A 16,002-nucleotide genomic window follows, 5' to 3' on the forward strand; every position below is an offset into this window, starting at 1 on the left:
AGCGGCGGGTCGCCGGCGCCGGTCAGAACGCCGCCTCGCTCAGCAAGCGCGCGCGCTCGTCGCCGACGGCGAAGAGATGGCGGTGGATCGCGACCAGGCCGTCGACGTCGTGGACGTCGCCGGCGAGGTGGGGGACGATCACGGGATCGTCGTCGCCGACCGCGCGGCGCAGGCGGTCGATCGCGGCGGCGTCGCGCGCGGCGAGCGCGCGGAGCTCGGCCAGCGTGCGCAGGGCCTTGCGGGCCAGCGGCGCGTCGAGCCCGTCGACCTCCCCGTCGGCGTCCGGCTCCTCGTCGGCGAGCGGGTGCACGCGGTTGACGACCAGCCCGCCGAACGGCATCCGCGCCTCGCGCAGCTTGTCGCGGAAGAAGATCGCCTCGGCGACCGGCTCGCGCTCGGGCGAGGTGACGATCAGGAACGTCGTCGCGTCGTCGGCCAGCAGGGCCTTGACCGCGGTCGCGCGCTCGCGGAAGCCGTCCAACACGGTGGACAACGCGGCGAAGAAGACCTTCAGGTCGCTCATCAGGTCCACGCCGGTCAGCCGGCCGAGCACGCTGAAGATCACCGCCGTGCCGCGGCCGACGACGCGCGCCGCCAGCCCGGAGGGCGCCAGCAGGACGCGCAGCGCGCGGCCCTCCAGGAAGCCCGTCAGCCGGTCGGGCGCGTCGAGGAAGTCCAGCGCGTTGCGCGACGGCGGCGTGTCGAGCACGATGACGTCGAAGCGACCCGAGCGTTCCAGGTCATACAACTTGGCGACCGCGGTGAACTCCTGCGAGCCCGCCACCGCGCCCGACAGCTCGCGGTAGATCCGGTTGTCGAGGATCTCGTCGCGCGTCGCCGCGTCGGGCGCCAGCCCCTCGATCAGCTCGTCGAACGTCCGCTTGGGGTCGAGCATCATCGCCCACAGCTGGCCGTTGGTCGTGATGCCATGCCCCGCCAGCCGCCCCGCGTCGACGCGATGGGGGACCGAGCCGAGCTGCTCGATGCCCAGCGCGTCGGCCAGCCGCCGCGCCGGGTCGATCGTCACGACGCAGACGCGCGCGCCGCGCGCCGCCAGGCCCATCGCGATCGCCGCCGAGGTGGTGGTCTTGCCCACGCCGCCCGAGCCCGCGCAGATCACCACGCGCTTCTCGGCCAGCCGATCGAGGAGATCGCCGCTCATCGCACGAGCTCCTCGCCCAGCCGCGCGACCGCCGCGCCGTCCAGGTCGCCCGCGTCGCCGAAGACGAACGGCAGCGTCCGGACCGGCACGTCGCCGACCGAGCGCCGCAGGCGCGCCAGCTGCGAGCGGTGCGCGCGCGCCCGCGCCGCCTCCGTGCGCGCCGCGCGGACGGCCCGCGACGGCGGCGCCGCCTCCAGCGCCCGCAGCTCCGCGCCGCGGAAGCGGTTGGGCAGCACCCCGTTGACGACGACGGCCGCCAGGCGCTGGCGCAGCGGGTCGTCGGCCAACGCGTCGCGCAGCGTCAGCGTCTCGTTGACCGGCATCTCCTCGGCCCGGGACACCGCCACGATCGCGGTGCGCTCGGGGTCGGCGAGCATCGCGTGGATCTTGCCGCCCTGCCGCGCGACCGGGCCCATCCGCGCGGCGTCGGCGAACGTCCCGGGGGCCGTCAGCACGCCGACGCCGTGGCCGGTGGCCGGCGCGTCGAGCACGACGAGGTCGTAGGGGTGGGCGCCCGGCGTGCGGCGGTCGGGCTGGGCCAGCTCCCAGACCTTGCCGACGGTCAGCAGCTCGCGCAGGCCCGGCGTCGCCGCCACGAGGTAGGCGAACATCCGCGACGAGGTCAGCAGGTCCGAGACCCCGCGCGGCAGCTGGTCGCGGACGTACTCCTCCAGCGCGGACTCCGGGTCGATCGAGATGTGGTGCAGCCCGTCGCCGAGGTCGCGCTCGACGAACGTCGTGCCGGGCGCCGGCGCGTCGGTCGCCAGGGCGCGCGAGACGTCGTCGCGCGCGCTGACCTCGGCCACGATCGTGCGCAGCCCGCGGCTCGCCGCGGCCATGCCCAGCGCGGCCGCCACGGTCGACTTGCCGACGCCGCCCTTGCCGGTGACGACGACCAGGGGCTTGCTCAACAGATCCCGCATCCGGAGCGTCTGACCCTACTGCCGTCCAGCACGGCATGACCGCGCTCAAGGCGCGCGTCGAAGCGCTCGATGCCCCGATGACCATGTCTCTTTCGCCCAGCTTCCCGCAGGGAGCACCGACGCTGGCCGAAGTGCTCCTGCAGCGCGCCTTCGCCCGGCCGCCGCAGCCGTTCGCCGACGGCGAGCTGCTGCAGGCCCTTGCCCATCCGGCCAAGCCGGCGGATGCCGCGCCTTCTCCCGACGCCGTGGCCAAGGCCAAGCCGTCGGGCTCATCGTCTTCGTCGTCCTCCGACACGGGGTCGGGCTCGGCGTCCGGGGATGACGCCTCCGCCTCTTCGTCGGCCGGCGCGACGAGCGGACGCAGCGTCGACGTCCGCGTCTAGACAGACGGACGAGGCACCACGGGCCGTCCCGGCGTCCGGAGCCGGGGCGGTCCATCCGTGGGCGCCGCCACGGAGGAATCCCGGCGGGCGTTGCGAATACCGGCGTCGATGGGTCCGCAACGACCTCGACTCCGGCCTTCCGTGCAGAGGGAGACAGCAGCGTCATGAAGGTGATTGCCTTCGCCAACCAGAAGGGCGGCGTCGCGAAGACGACGACCACCCTGAACCTCGCCGTCGCGCTCGCCGAGAAGGGCCACCGCGTCCTCTGTATCGACATGGACCCCCAGGGCAACCTGACCATGTCGCAGGGCATCGATCCCGACACGGTCGAGACGTCGATGTACGACGTGCTCGTGCACCACGTGCCGATCCGCGACGTCATCCGGACCCGCGAGGTGGACGTCGCCTGCGCGTCCATCGACCTCGCCGGCGCGGAGATCGCGATGTCCGCGCAGATCGGCCGCGAGCGCTCGCTGGAGAAGGCGCTCAAGGCCGTCGCCGACGACTACGACTTCGTCTGCATCGACACCCCGCCGAGCCTCGGGCTGCTCACGATCAACGCCCTGACGGCCGCCGACAAGGTGATCGTCCCCGTGCAGTGCGAGTATCTGTCGATGCGCGGGCTCATCCAGCTCCAGAACACGCTGCAGATGATCCGGGAGAACCTGAACCCGGACGTCCAGATCGAAGGCATCCTGCCTACGCTGATGGACACGCGCACGGTTCACGCAAAAGAGGCCATCGAGATCCTGGAGGAGAACTTCGGGGACCGGGTCTTCGCGTCGCGGATCAAGAAGACGATCCGGTTCGCGGAGGCGCCCGTCAAGGGCATGTCGGTCCTGAAGTACGATCCGGACGGGGTGGCCGCACAGTCCTATCGCGATCTCGCGACGGAGGTTCTCGCCAATGGCCAGCGGTAAGCGCGCCAGCATGAGGGAGGGCCCGTTGGCGGCGCTCTTCCGTCGTACCGACGAAGACGCGCCCGAGCAGGCGACGCCGAGCACGCCGGAGGCGCAGGCGCCGAAGGCGCCCGAGCAGGCCCCCGCGCCCGCGGACCTGGAGACGCCGGCCGCCGCGCCGCGCGCCGAGGAGCCCGCCGCCCCCGCGCGCCCGCAGGCCACCCAGCAGCCGCCGCTGCCCGAGGCGCCGTCCGCGCGCGTCGAGCCGCCGGCGCCGCCGGCCGTGCCCAGCGAGCCGCAGGCGACGCAGCAGCCGCCGCTGCCGGAGGCCCCGGTGCCGCCGGCGACGCCGGCCGCCCAGCGCCGCCACGAGCCCGACCCGCTGATCGACGAGGGCCCGTCGGACCCGCCCGCGCACCCGCGCGAGACGGGCTACCCGCACCCGTCGCTGGACTCCGAGCGCGAGGCCCGTCGGGCCGAGCGCGCCGCCGGCCGCACGTCGGCGCAGGACCGCCTGCGCCACGCGTTCGGCACCGACGACCTGCCCGACGACATCCTCGCGCCGTCCGTGCCGGAGAACGCTCCGGCGCCGGCCGCCCGCGCTCCCGAGGTCACCCCCGAGCCCGAGCCCGCCCCGGCGGCGCCCGCCGCTCCGGCCGCGCCCGCCGCGGACCCGTTCGCCCGCAGCGCGCCCGGCCACGACGAGTCGCCGTGGGGCGCGAAGGTCGCCGGCTCGCCGGTGATCCGCGTCGTCGGCGTCGGCGGCGCCGGCGTCAACGCGGTCAACCGCATGGTCGAGGCCGAGGTCCAGGGCGTCGAGTTCCTGGCCATCAACACCGACCTGCAGTCGCTGCAGCAGTCGACGGCCGACATCACGCTCCACATCGGGCCGCAGGTCACGCGCGGCCTCGGCGCCGGATCCAACCCGGACCTCGGCCGTCAGGCCGCGATGGAGGAGTACGACCGCATCAAGTCCCTGCTGAAGGGCAGCGACATGATCTTCATCGCCGCCGGCTCCGGCGGCGGCACGGGCACGGGCGCGGCGCCGATCGTCGCGCGCATCGCCCGGGAGATCGGCGCGCTGACCGTCGGGATCGTCACGAAGCCGTTCGGCTTCGAGGGCTCCCGCCGCTCCCAGCAGGCGACGGCGGGCATCGAGCACCTCCACAACGAGGTCGACACGCTCATCGTCGTGCCGAACAACCGCCTGCTGAGCGTGCTCGACAAGCACACGTCGATGGTCGACGCCTTCCGCGTCGCCGACGACGTCCTGCGCCAGGGCGTGCAGGGCGTGTCGGACCTGGTGACGCTCCCGGGCATCATCAACCTCGACTTCGCGGACGTCCGGACGATCATGTCCGAGGCGGGCGCCGCGCTGCTGGGGATCGGCATGGGCGTGGGCGACAAGCGCGCGCTGGAGGCGGCCGAGCAGGCCGTGTCCTCGCCGCTGCTGGAGACGAGCATGGACGGCGCCCGGTCGATCCTGCTGTCGATCACCGGCGGCCGCGACCTGTCGCTGTGGGAGGTCAACGAGGCGGCCAAGGCCGTCGCGGCGGCCGCGCACCCCGACGCGAACATCATCTTCGGCGCGATGGTGGACGAGAAGCTCGAGGACCAGGTCTGGGTGACGGTCGTGGCCACGCGCTACGGCGACGCGCCCAAGCGCCGTCCGTCGCAGCCGCTGGAGGAGCCGGCGGGCGAGCCGCGTATAGAGCGCCGCACGCCGTCGAGCCGCGAGGCCGCCGCTCCGCCGCGCGAGCGGATCACGGCGAGCCGCGGGGGCGTCGTGAACGACCTCGACGTCCCGGAGTTCCTGCCGCGTCGCTAGCCGGCGACAACGCGACCGAGGTGCAGCACTTCGAGGGCCCGCGCCGTGCGCGGGCCCTCGTTCGTCGTTGGGGGCCGTGGCTGGCTCGCGGCCGCGGTGGCGCCGCGCGCGCTGCCCGGCCCGCGGCCGGCCGTCCACGGCGGCGCGCGGATCGAGGTGATGGCTGCCGGCCGAGGAGGTCGCGCGGCTGGACGCGGCCGGGTTGCGGCGCGCGCTCCCGTGCCGCGCCGTCGACACGCGCTCCGGCGCGCAGGGCTCGGGCCTGTTCTCCCGGTTCCCGCTGGAGCGCCGCAAGCCCTACAACTCGCTGAACCAGAACGGCGAGCCGCGTGCGCTCATCCGGATCCCGGGCGCGGAGCCGGTCGACGTCCAGGTCGTCCACCCGCCGCCGTTCATGGCGATCGACCACGTGCTCGTCGACCCGCGGATGCGGGCCGACGCCGTGTCGGTGCACACGATCCCGGACACCGACCACCGCGCGGTGGTCGCGACGCTGATCGTGCCGAAGCTCCGGCCCTAGGCCGCGCGCCCCGAGCGGGTGGCCAGCCAGTCGCCGAAGGCGGGCGCGGGCATCGGCCGGCCGATCTGGTAGCCCTGGCCGAGGTCGCAGCCCGCGTCGCGGACCGCGAACCAGGCGCGGGAGGAGGCGACGCCCTCGGCGACGACGGTCAGGTCGAGCGCGTGGGCCAGCGCGACGATCGAGCGGACGATCGCGGCGTCCTCGGCCGACTCGGCCATGTCGCGCACGAACGAGCGGTCGATCTTCAGCGCGTCGACGGCCAGGTGCTTCAGGTAGGCCATCGACGAGTAGCCGGTGCCGAAGTCGTCCAGCGACAGGCGCACGCCCAGCTCCTTGAGCTCGTGCAGGACGCCGATCGGCCCGACCGCGTCGGCCATCACCACGTCCTCGGTGATCTCCAGCTCCAGGTGGGCCGCGTCCAGCTCGCGCTCGGCCAGCAGCGCGGCGATCTCGGCGGGCAGGTCCGGGTCCATCAGGTTGGTCACCGAGAGGTTGACCGCGACCGTGAGGTCGTGGCCGTCCGCGCGCCACGACGCGCACGCCGCCATCGCCTCGTCGAGGACCATCAGCGCCAGCGGGCCCATCAGCCCGGCGCGCTCGGCCAGCGGCAGGAACGCCGCCGGCGGCATCAGCCCGTGCTCGGGATGGCGCCAGCGCACGAGCGCCTCGGCGCCGGTGACCGCGCCCGTGCGCGTGTCGGCCTGCGGCTGGAAGTGGACCTCGAGCTGGCCGCCGTCGATCGCGCCGTGCAGCTGGGAGGTCAGCGCCAGGCGCGCGGGGGAGTGGCGGTCGCGCTCGGGCGCGTAGACCTCGATCCCGGTGCGCTGCGTCTTGGCCAGGTGCATCGCGACGTCGGCGCGGCGCGCCAGGCCGGTCGCGTCGGTGGCGTGGCGCGGGGCGAGCGCGATGCCGATGTTCGCGCCGAGGCGGATCGCGAGGCCCTCGACGTCCAGCGGCGCCTCCAGCAGCGTGCGGACGCGGCGGCCGATCGCGTTGGCGTCGTCGGCGCCGTCGCCGGTCAGCAGGACGGCGAACTCGTCGCCGCCGACGCGCGCCAGCAGGTCGGCCTCGATCGCGACGTGCTCCAGGCGCTGGGCGACGAGCCGCAGGACGCGGTCGCCCGCGTGGTGGCCGAGCGTGTCGTTGACGTCCTTGAAGGCGTCGACGTCGAGCAGGACGAGCGCGGCGCGGGCGCCCGGCTCGGCCAGCGCGGTCTCCAGGCGCTGGTGCAGCGCGCGGCGGTTCGCCAGGCCGGTGAGGTCGTCGGTGTGGGCGCCGTGGCCGGCGACGTCCAGCTCGCGCGGCGCGGCGACGCCGGCGATGGCGGCGGGGGCGGCGGCCCGCGGCGGCGTGGGGAGCGGCACCTCGGCCGAGGTCGGGTCCCGCGCGGTCCGGTGTCCCGGGACCAGCTGCTGGACGGCGAGGCCGAGGGCCAGGGCGATCGCCGCGCCGGCCACGGTGGAGCGGAGGAGGGCGCCGAGCGCGAGCGCGGCGAGGACGGTGGCGGCCAGGAGGAGGGGAGGCCACCACCTTCGTTGTCGAAGGGGAGAGGACATCACACCAGGATCGCGCGAAGTCGTCGCGCGGGCCACCGGCGGGGCAGGCGGTTGACGGCGGGTGTGCGACCTCCACCGATCGGAGGAGCGCGAGGGTCAGCCGATCGGCAGGCGCGCCACGACCGTCGTCCCTCCACGGTCTCCGCGACCGAGCGTCAGCGTGCCGCCCACCGCCTCGATGCGCTGGGCCAGCGACGCCAAGCCGATGTGACCGTTGAGCGGTGCGTTCTCCACCGCTCGGGGATCGAGGCCGACGCCGTCGTCGACGACCTCCAGCCGCACCGCGCCGTCGTCGCGCACGACGTGCACGCGAACGGTGTGCGCCTGTGCGTGCTTGGCCGCGTTGTTCAACAGCTCGCGCGCCAAGGACATCACCAGCTCGTCGCGCAGGCCGGTCGCCTCGGGCTCGACGACGACCGCCGCGCGGAAGCCGCCCTGGCGCGCGGCCTGGTCGGCCGCCGCCTGCATGGCCGCCTCGAGGCCACCGTGCTGGAGCACGACCGGGTGCAGCGCGTGGACGGCCTCGCGCAGGAGCTTGACCGCGCGCTCGACCCCCTCGCGGGCGTAGCCGAGCATCTCGGTGCGCATCTCGTCGCCCTGGGCGGTCGCGGCCTCGACGAGGTCCTGGCGGGCCGCCAGCAGATCCTGCAGCGCGCCGTCGTGCAGCTGCTCGGAGATCCGCTGGCGCACGCGCTCCTCGGCCTCCAGGTTCTCGGCCACCAGCCGGCCGCGCAGCGTCGCCAGCGCGGCGATCTCGGTCTCGTGGCGGGCGCTCTCGATCGCGGTGGCCAAAAACGAGCCGAGCGCGTCGAGGAACGCGATGTCGTTGACCGGGTCCTCGACGCCGGGCGTCAGCGAGTGGGCGGTCAGCGCGCCCCACGGCGCGTCGCGGCCGCGGATCGGCAGGATCATCGAGCAGCGCACGTCGTGCTCGGCGATCGTGTCGGTGTAGGGGTACTCGTCCTGGGCGTGCCAGTCCTCGACGATCATCGGCTCGTCGGCCGCGACCGCGTGGCGGACGATCGAGTCGCGGGCGGCGTCGATCGCGGTCCCGCCCGAGACGTCCGGGATGCCGAGGCTGGCGGCGCGCGCGTAGCTGCCGTCGTTCTGCAGCGCGAGGATCGACACCATGTCGGTGTCGAGCACGTCGAGCGTCACGCGGCACACCTCGTCGAACAGCAGGCGCAGGTCGGTGCCGCCGAGCGCGAGCTGGCCCAGGCGCGCGATCTCCTGCTGCTGGCGGCGGATGCGGCGGTCGCGGGTGACGTCCTGGACGGTGCCGCGTACGATCGGGTCGCCGGCGTTGTCGTCGGTCTCGCCGCGGCTGAGCAGGGTGCGCTGCCGGCCGTCCTGGTCGCGCCACGGGTACTCGAGCTCCCAGCGGGTGACGTGCTCGTCCTCATGGCGGACGATCCGGCGCAGGCCCGCCAGCTCCTCCGGGCCGAAGCCCGCCCAGAAGGCCTCCATGTCGATCGGCCCCTCGGCGGGGTCGCGGTCGTAGACGCGGTAGGTGCCCGGCGACCAGACGACCGCGCCGGTGTTCTGGCGCAGCTCGAAGCTGCCGATGCCCGCCACGCGCTCGGCGGCCTCCAGCCGTCGCTCGTTCTCGCGCAGCACGGTGACGTCCTGGGTGGTCCCGCGCAGGACGATCGGCTCGCCGGCCGCGTCGCGGTCCAGCTCCAGCACGGTCCACAGCACGCGCCCCTCGGGCTCGACCAGCTCGTACTCCAGCTCGTGGGGCACGCCCGGCCGCGACCACAGCCGCTCGACCGCCTCGTGCACGCGCGGGTGGTGCGCGGGCAGGATCCGCGGCAGCAGCGCGCGCATGCCCAGGGGCTCGTCGCGCTCGGGGTCCAGGCCCATGATGTTGTACATCTCGGGCGAGTAGGTGAGCCGGCGGGTGCGCAGGTCGCGCTCCCAGCTGCCGACGTGCGCGACGCGCTGGGAGCGCTCCATCCGCGCGATCGCCTCGCGGGCCTCCTGGATCGCCTCGCGCTCGGCGGTGATGTCGTGCGCGGCGACGTAGGTGAACCCGTTCTCGCGGCGGGCGACCGAGCTCCAGCGCAGCCAGCGCCAGCTGCCGTCGGCGTGGCGGTAGCGGTTCTCGATCGGCGGCAGGTCCATGTCGCCCTCGCGGAGCTGGTCGATCATCCGCTGCGTGCGCTCGACGTCGTCGGGGTGGACGAGGTCGATCAGCTGGGTGCCGATCAGCGACTCCGGGCTGCGGCCCAGCACGCGCTCCCACGCCGGGTTGGCCGCGACGACGCCCTTGCCGTGCTCCAGGATCGCCAGCAGGTCGCGGCTGACCTCGAAGAGGCTCTGGATCTGCTCGGCGGTGCGGTTCTTCACTCCAGCAGTCCTGCCCGCATCGCGGAGGCGACCGCCGCCGCGCGGTCCGACACCCCGAGCTTCTCGTAGAGCGACTGGAGGTGGGTCTTGACCGTGGACGGGCTCAGATGCAGCTGGCGCGCGATCTCGGGCGCCGAGCCGCCTTCGGCGATGAGGCGCAGGACCTCCTGCTCGCGCGGGGAGAGCACCGGCCGCGACTCGGTCTCCCGCAGCTGGATCTGGGCGGCCAGCCCCGACTGGATCTCGGGCGAGAGCACGGTCTGGCCGCGGGCGACGGCGACGACCGCGTCGAAGATCGTCGCCCGGTCGGCCTCCTTGGAGAGGTAGGCGGCGGCGCCGAGCGCGACCGCGCGGTAGACCAGCTCGGAGTCGACGTGGGCCGACAGGAACACGACCCGGGTGGAGATCCGCTCGCGGGCGATCGCGTTGAGGACCTCGGTGCCGGTCAGGCCGGGCATGCGCACGTCCAGCACGGCGACGTCCGGCGTCAGACGCCGGATCTCGGGCAGCGCGCTGCGCCCGTCGGCGGACTCGCCGACGAGCTCCAGATCGGGACGTTCCTTGATCGCCCGCACCAGTCCTTCGCGGTACATGGGGTGGTCGTCGGCGACGAACACCCGGACGCGGCTCATGCCGCCTTATAACTGCTCAACGCAGGGCGAGCAAGCGACGGCAGATGTCGTCCCGCGAGAGGTCCTTGCTCAGCAGCGTGTGGACCCCCGCGGCCTCGGCGGCCGCCGTCAGCTCGTCGGTGTTGCTCCCTGTCAGAAGGACGACGATCACGCCGCCCAGCTCGCTGAGGCGGCGGGCGACCTCCAGGCCGTCGAGCTCGGGCATGCGGACGTCCAGCAGCGCGACGTCGGGCGAGGCCTCGCGGATGACCTTCAGCGCCTGCGCGCCGTCGGCGGCCTCGCCGACGAGGTCGAGCGTGCCGAAGCGCCGGATGGCCCTCGCGAGGCCCCGGCGGTACGTCTCGTGGTCGTCGGCGATCACGATGCGCATGGTCTCGCGGGGGGTCGGCCGCTGGCCGCCTACATCCAACGCGGCTACAGCGGGATACAGCACACCCCTCATTTCGTCGTGATGAGGTCAGGCGCGCTATCCACCGATCGGACGGTCCATCGGGGGATGGGTGCCGCGGGTTCCTGGAAAGAGCGGGTCTTTCCCGCGGGGGCGCGTGCGAGGATGCGTCGCCTGATGGACGGGATCGTCGCCGCCGGGCACCCGGTGTCCGCCGAGGCGGGCGCCGCCGTGCTGCGCGAGGGCGGCAACGCGGTCGACGCCGCGATCGCCGCCTGCCTGGCGTCGTGGACGGCCGAGCCGCTGCTGACCGGGCCGGGCGCGGGCGGCTACCTGATGGTCGCCGGCGGCGGGTGGGAGCCCGCGCTGCTGGACTTCTTCGTCGCGGCGCCGAGCGCGGGCGAGCGCGCCCCGCTGACGCCGGTGGTCGTGTCGTTCGGCGACGCGACCCAGGTCTTCCACGTGGGCGCCGCGTCGGTGGGCGTGCCGGGGACGCCGAGCGGGCTGGAGGAGGCGGCGCGGCGCTGGGGGTCGCTGCCGCTGGCCGACCTGGCGGCGGGCGCGGCGGCGCTGGCGCGCGCCGGGGTGCCGCTGAACGAGGCGCAGGCCTACGTCTCGGAGATCCTGGAGGGGATCCTGCTCTCGACGCCCGAGGCCGCGGCGGCGTTCACGCGCGACGGGCGCGCGCTGCGGGCGGGCGAGGCCTTCCGCTCCGACGAGCTGGCCGAGACGATCGAGCGCTTCGGGCGCGACGGCGCGGCGCCGTTCGTGCGCGGCGACCTGGCCGACGCGATCGTCGCGTGCGTCGCGGACGGCGGCGGGACGCTGTCGGGCTCCGATCTCGCCGGCTACGACGCCGTCGTGCGCGCGCCCGCGACCGTCCGCTACCGCGACCGGCGGGTGCTGACGAACCCGCCACCGTCGGCCGGGGGCACGCTGCTGGCCCTGGCGCTCGCGCACCTCGACGCGTCCGGCCCGCCGACGCCGTCCGCGCTGGTCGACGCGATGGCGCGCGCCCAGGGCGCGCGGACGCCGGAGTTCGACGCCGGGCTGGCCGAGCCCGGGTTCCTGGAGCGCTTCCTCCGCGCCCAGCTCGGGTCCACGACGCACGTGAGCGTGATCGACGCCGACGGCCGCGCCTGCGCGGTGACGTGCACCAACGGCGAGGGCTCCGGGCTCGTGGTGCCGGGAACGGGCATCCACCTCAACAACGTCATGGGCGAGGAGGACCTCAACCCGCTCGGCTTCTTCACCGCGCCGCCGGGGCGCCGGATGCCGTCGATGATGGCGCCGACGGTCGTGCTGGGGGAGGACGGCGACGTCGAGCTGGTGCTCGGCAGCGCGGGCTCCAACCGGATCCGCTCCGCGATCCTGCAGGTGATCGTCGGCGTGACCGACCACGGCCTCGACGCCCGCGCCGCCGTCGAGGCGCCGCGGCTGCACCTGGAGGGCTCGACGGTCTACGCCGAGCCCGGGATCGACCTGTCGTCCTTGGCGGCGCGGGGCCTCGCGCTCGCGCCCTTCCGCGCGCGCAACCTCTTCTTCGGCGGCGCCCAGGCCGTCGAGCGCGACCGGGCCGGCGGCGCGCTCAACGGCGCCGGGGACCCGCGCCGCGGCGGGGCGGCGGCGCGGGCCTGAGGGCGGCGCGGCGGCCCTCACCCGCGTCGGGTGAGCCGCCGTCACCCGCGTGGCCCGGATCATCGTCGCGACGTCCCACCGCGACGACCCGGAGCCGAAGACGATGAGCACCCCTGAGCGTGGAAGCCTCCCGATCCCCGACCGCCGGTACGAGGGGCTGATCGCCTACGACGCGCGCGATCCCGACAGCGCGTTCGCGCCGATCGCCCCGCTGCGTCCGCCCGAGGGCGCGCCGAACGTCCTGCTGGTCCTGCTCGACGACGTCGGCTTCGGCGCGGGCAGCGCGTTCGGCGGGCCGTGCGCGATGCCGACCGCCGAGCGGGTCGCGGCCCAGGGCCTGAAGTACACGCGCTTCCACACGACCGCCCTGTGCTCGCCGACGCGCGCGGCGATGATCACCGGTCGCAACCACCACGCGGTCGGCATGGGGCACATCACCGAGAACGCGTCGGCCTCGCCGGGGCGCACGAGCGTCCGCCCCAACTTCACCGCGCCGGTCCCGGAGATCCTGCGGCTCAACGGCTACGCGACCGCGCACTTCGGCAAGTGCCACGAGGTCCCGGTCTGGGAGCTGAGCCCCGCCGGCCCGTTCGACCGCTGGCCCGCGCCCGGCAACGGCTTCCAGCACTTCTACGGGTTCCTGGGCGGCGAGACCAACCAGTGGTACCCGGTGCTGCACAGCGACACGACGCCGATCGACCAGCCCGCGCTGCCCGAGGACGGCTACCACCTGATGGAGGACCTGGCCGACCAGGCGATCGCGTGGATCCGCCAGAACGCCTCGATCGGCGGCGGCCGCCCGTTCTTCACGTACTTCGCGCCCGGCGCCACGCACGCGCCGCACCACGTCCCCAAGGACTGGGCCGACCGGTACCGGGGGAGGTTCGACGGCGGCTGGGACGCGCTGCGCGAGGCGACGCTGGCGCGCCAGAAGGAGCTGGGCGTCGTGCCGCCCGAGACCGAGCTGACGGCCCGGCACGACGAGATCCCCGCCTGGGACGACATGCCCGACGACTTCAAGCCGGTGCTGGCCCGCCAGATGGAGGTCTACGCCGGGTTCCTGTCCTACGCCGACCACCACGTCGGCCGCGTCCTGGACGCCATCGACGAGCTGGGGCAGTTGGACGACACCTTGGTCATCTACATCATCGGCGACAACGGCGCCAGCGCCGAGGGCACGCTGAACGGCACGCTCAACGAGCTGGCGATCGCCAACGCGCCCGGCGTCGAGACCCACGAGTACCTGCGCGAGCGCATCGACGACATCGGCACGCCCAAGGCCTACAACCACTACGCGGTCGGCTGGGCGCACGCGATGAACACGCCCTACCAGTGGACCAAGCAGGTCGCCTCGCACTTCGGCGGGACCCGCAACGGGACGATCGTGCGCTGGCCGAAGGGCATCGAGGCCCGCGGCGAGGTCCGCCACCAGTTCCACCACGTCATCGACGTCGCGCCGACGATCCTCGACGTGGTGGGCCTGCCCGAGCCCGACACCGTCAACGGCGTCACCCAGGAGCCGATGCACGGCGTGTCGATGGCCTACAGCTTCGACGACGCGGCCGCCGCCGAGCGCCACGAGACCCAGTACTTCGAGATGATCGGCAACCGCGGCATCTACCACCGCGGCTGGACGGCCGTCACGCGCCACCGCACGCCGTGGATCATCACCGGCCACGGCGTCGCCTTCGACGACGACGTCTGGGAGCTGTACGACACCACCGAGGACTGGAGCCAGGCCCGCGACCTCGCCGCCGAGCGGCCGGACAAGCTCCACGAGCTGCAGCGCCTGTTCCTCATCGAGGCCGCCCGCTACAACGTCCTGCCGCTCGACGACCGCCTCGCCGAGACCACCGACCCGCACGTCGCCGGCCGCCCGGAGATCGTCCAGGGCACGAGCCAGGTGCTGTTCCCGGGCATGCGCGCGCTCAACGAGGACTGCGTCATCAACGTCAAGAACCGCTCGCACGCGATCACGGCCGAGCTGGTCGTCCCGGACGGCGGCGCCGAGGGCGTCCTGTTCTCCCAGGGCGGCGTGACGGGCGGCTGGGCGCTGTACCTCAAGGACGGCCGGCCCAAGTACCACTACAGCTGGGCCGGCCTGGAGCACTACGAGGTCGCCGGCGGCGAGGCGATCCCGCCCGGCGAGCACCAGGTGCGCCTGGAGTTCGCCTACGACGGCGGCGGCCTCGGCCAGGGCGGCACCGCGACGCTCTACGTCGACGGCGAGGAGGCCGGCTCCACGCGCGTCGAGCACACCAGCGCCTACGTCTTCTCGCTCGACGAGACCAGCGACGTCGGCGTCGACTCCTGCTCGCCGGTCTGCGACGACTACCCCGCGGGCACCGCCAACGCGTTCACCGGCGAGCTGAGGTTCCTGCGCATCGACCTCGGCGACGACAGCCACGACCACCTGATCGACCACGAGATCAAGGCCCAGCTGGCGATGACGCGGCAGTGACGGCCCGGGCGCGGGGGTGGCGGCGCCCGTCGGGCGCCGCCTGCGCAAGGATGCAGCGTCCCGCATGCGCCGCCGCCCCGCCTTCGCCCTCGCCGCCGCCGTCGCAGCGCTCGCCACCCTGAGCGCCTGCAGCGGCCCCGAGCCCGCCGACCTGTTCGTCGTCTCGCGCACGGGCACGATCCCGGGCGCGAAGCTGAGCCTGCGCTTCATCGACGACGGCGGCGTCTCGTGCAACCGCGGGCCGCGCAAGGACATCACCTCGGCGCAGCTGATCACCGCGCGCGAGCTGCGGCGCGAGCTCGACGGCGAGAAGGACGACGACGTCGGCCTGGCCGAGAAGCACATCGACCTGCCACCCGGGCACGTGACGACGCTGTCCTACCGCGTGCGCTCGGAGAACGGGACGGTCGCCTTCAGCGACACGTCCGCGCACCAGCCCAAGGCGTTCTACCGGCTCGCCAAGCTCACGCGGGACGTCGCCCAGCAGTCGTGCGGCCTGGCGCGCTGAGCACCGCCACCAGGAACCACGGCCCGCTGGTCAGCCGCTCCCACGCCACCGGATCGGCCGCGCGGCACTCGCGCAGCGGCGCCGGCTCGACCAACTCCTCCACCTCCAGCCCCGCCGCCGCGAACGCGTCGAGCATCGCGCTCAGCGGTCGGTGCCAGAAGCGGACGTCGTAGGCCGCGCCGTCCTTGACCCAGCGGTCGTGCAGCAGCACGGTCGCCTCCGGGTCGACGTCCGGCCACTGGCGGGCGACCAGCGCCGGATGGTGGGTGGAGACCACGACGCGCCCGCCGGGGACGACGACGCGCGCCAGCTCGCCCAGCAGCGGCGCCCAGTCGCGCAGGTAGTGCACCATCAACGACGCGGCCGCCGCGTCGAACGCGTCGTCGGCGAACGCCGCCAGCGCGGCGCCGTCGGCGAGGTCGCCGACCGCGAACCGCGCCGCGTCCCGGTCCAGCCCGCGCGCCCGCGCCCGGTCGACCATCCGCGGGCTGACGTCCACGCCGTCGACCGTCGCGCCCCGGGCCACCAGCTCGGCCGCCAGCGCGCCCGCGCCGCAGCCGGCGTCCAGCACGCGCCGGCCGCGCACGTCGCCGAGGGCCGCCAGCGTCGCGGGCCGCTCGTAGAGCGCGTTGTAGGCGTTGCGCTCGTCGGCGACGTAGGCGTCGGCCATCGCGTCGTAGGCCTCGCGTGCTCGGGCGTCCATCGCGCTCCACCGTATAAGCACGCCTGATCCATCCGGCAAGACATCCTCATCA

At 74.3% G+C, this 16,002-nt stretch carries 14 protein-coding genes; 7 read left to right on the plus strand and 7 right to left on the minus strand.

All coding sequences use genetic code 11. From position 1 onward, the window contains the following. Positions 1-22 precede the first annotated feature (22 nt). Both VFG42_RS07565 and VFG42_RS07570 read right to left on the minus strand, forming a co-directional pair. The gene (locus tag VFG42_RS07565) at positions 23-1,162 is read right to left on the minus strand and encodes an ArsA family ATPase (protein ID WP_324906918.1); all 1,140 of its coding nucleotides are present in this window, start codon (positions 1,160-1,162) and stop codon (positions 23-25) included. Continuing rightward, the gene (locus VFG42_RS07570) at positions 1,159-2,073 is read right to left on the minus strand and encodes an ArsA-related P-loop ATPase (RefSeq protein WP_324906920.1); all 915 of its coding nucleotides are present in this window, start codon (positions 2,071-2,073) and stop codon (positions 1,159-1,161) included. The genes VFG42_RS07565 and VFG42_RS07570 overlap by 4 nt, the downstream gene beginning before the upstream one ends. A gap of 47 nt (positions 2,074-2,120) precedes the next feature. On the opposite strand from VFG42_RS07570, the gene VFG42_RS07575 reads away from it, so the two are divergent. From VFG42_RS07575 to VFG42_RS07590, 4 genes are all read left to right on the plus strand, one after another. Continuing rightward, on the plus strand, positions 2,121-2,468 hold the full coding sequence (locus VFG42_RS07575; RefSeq protein ID WP_324906923.1) for a hypothetical protein: 348 nt from the start codon (positions 2,121-2,123) through the stop codon (positions 2,466-2,468). A 164-nt stretch (positions 2,469-2,632) separates the two neighbouring features. Beyond that, complete coding sequence (locus VFG42_RS07580; RefSeq protein ID WP_324906925.1) at positions 2,633-3,388, plus strand: AAA family ATPase; 756 nt, start codon at positions 2,633-2,635, stop codon at positions 3,386-3,388. Between the two features lie 718 nt (positions 3,389-4,106). After that, positions 4,107-5,195 (plus strand): cell division protein FtsZ, encoded by a 1,089-nt coding sequence (ftsZ, locus tag VFG42_RS27410; RefSeq protein ID WP_349260398.1) that lies wholly within the window; start codon positions 4,107-4,109, stop codon positions 5,193-5,195. 202 nt (positions 5,196-5,397) lie between these two features. Next, a complete protein-coding gene (locus VFG42_RS07590; protein ID WP_324906929.1) occupies positions 5,398-5,715 on the plus strand; it encodes a hypothetical protein in 318 nt (105 codons plus the stop codon). Here the strand turns inward: VFG42_RS07590 and VFG42_RS07595 are convergent. The 4 genes from VFG42_RS07595 to VFG42_RS07610 form a co-directional block, all read right to left on the minus strand. After that, positions 5,712-7,271, minus strand: coding sequence for a putative bifunctional diguanylate cyclase/phosphodiesterase (locus VFG42_RS07595; protein ID WP_324906931.1), 1,560 nt, complete (start codon positions 7,269-7,271; stop codon positions 5,712-5,714). The genes VFG42_RS07590 and VFG42_RS07595 overlap by 4 nt on opposite strands. Before the next feature lie 96 nt (positions 7,272-7,367). Further along, a complete protein-coding gene (locus VFG42_RS07600; RefSeq protein WP_324906933.1) occupies positions 7,368-9,620 on the minus strand; it encodes a PAS domain-containing protein in 2,253 nt (750 codons plus the stop codon). Beyond that, positions 9,617-10,252: a response regulator transcription factor gene (locus VFG42_RS07605; RefSeq protein WP_324906936.1), complete on the minus strand. Its 636-nt coding sequence runs from the start codon at positions 10,250-10,252 to the stop codon at positions 9,617-9,619. Before VFG42_RS07605 ends, VFG42_RS07600 begins: the two co-directional genes overlap by 4 nt. Before the next feature lie 16 nt (positions 10,253-10,268). Further along, positions 10,269-10,622, minus strand: coding sequence for a response regulator transcription factor (locus VFG42_RS07610; protein WP_324906938.1), 354 nt, complete (start codon positions 10,620-10,622; stop codon positions 10,269-10,271). A 195-nt stretch (positions 10,623-10,817) separates the two neighbouring features. On the opposite strand from VFG42_RS07610, the gene VFG42_RS07615 reads away from it, so the two are divergent. The 3 genes from VFG42_RS07615 (at position 10,818) to VFG42_RS07625 (ending at position 15,247) form a co-directional block, all read left to right on the plus strand. Beyond that, complete coding sequence (locus VFG42_RS07615; RefSeq protein ID WP_324906940.1) at positions 10,818-12,278, plus strand: gamma-glutamyltransferase; 1,461 nt, start codon at positions 10,818-10,820, stop codon at positions 12,276-12,278. Between the two features lie 103 nt (positions 12,279-12,381). Then, complete coding sequence (locus VFG42_RS07620; protein ID WP_349260399.1) at positions 12,382-14,739, plus strand: arylsulfatase; 2,358 nt, start codon at positions 12,382-12,384, stop codon at positions 14,737-14,739. A 64-nt stretch (positions 14,740-14,803) separates the two neighbouring features. Then, the gene (locus VFG42_RS07625; protein WP_324906944.1) at positions 14,804-15,247 is read left to right on the plus strand and encodes a hypothetical protein; all 444 of its coding nucleotides are present in this window, start codon (positions 14,804-14,806) and stop codon (positions 15,245-15,247) included. On the opposite strand, the gene VFG42_RS07630 is transcribed toward VFG42_RS07625, so the two are convergent. Then, positions 15,204-15,950, minus strand: coding sequence for a methyltransferase domain-containing protein (locus VFG42_RS07630; RefSeq protein ID WP_324906946.1), 747 nt, complete (start codon positions 15,948-15,950; stop codon positions 15,204-15,206). The genes VFG42_RS07625 and VFG42_RS07630 overlap by 44 nt on opposite strands. Between the last annotated feature and the right edge of the window lie 52 nt (positions 15,951-16,002).

The sequence above is a fragment of the Baekduia sp. genome (assembly GCF_035685985.1).
Taxonomy (GTDB): Bacteria; Actinomycetota; Thermoleophilia; order Solirubrobacterales; family Solirubrobacteraceae; genus Baekduia.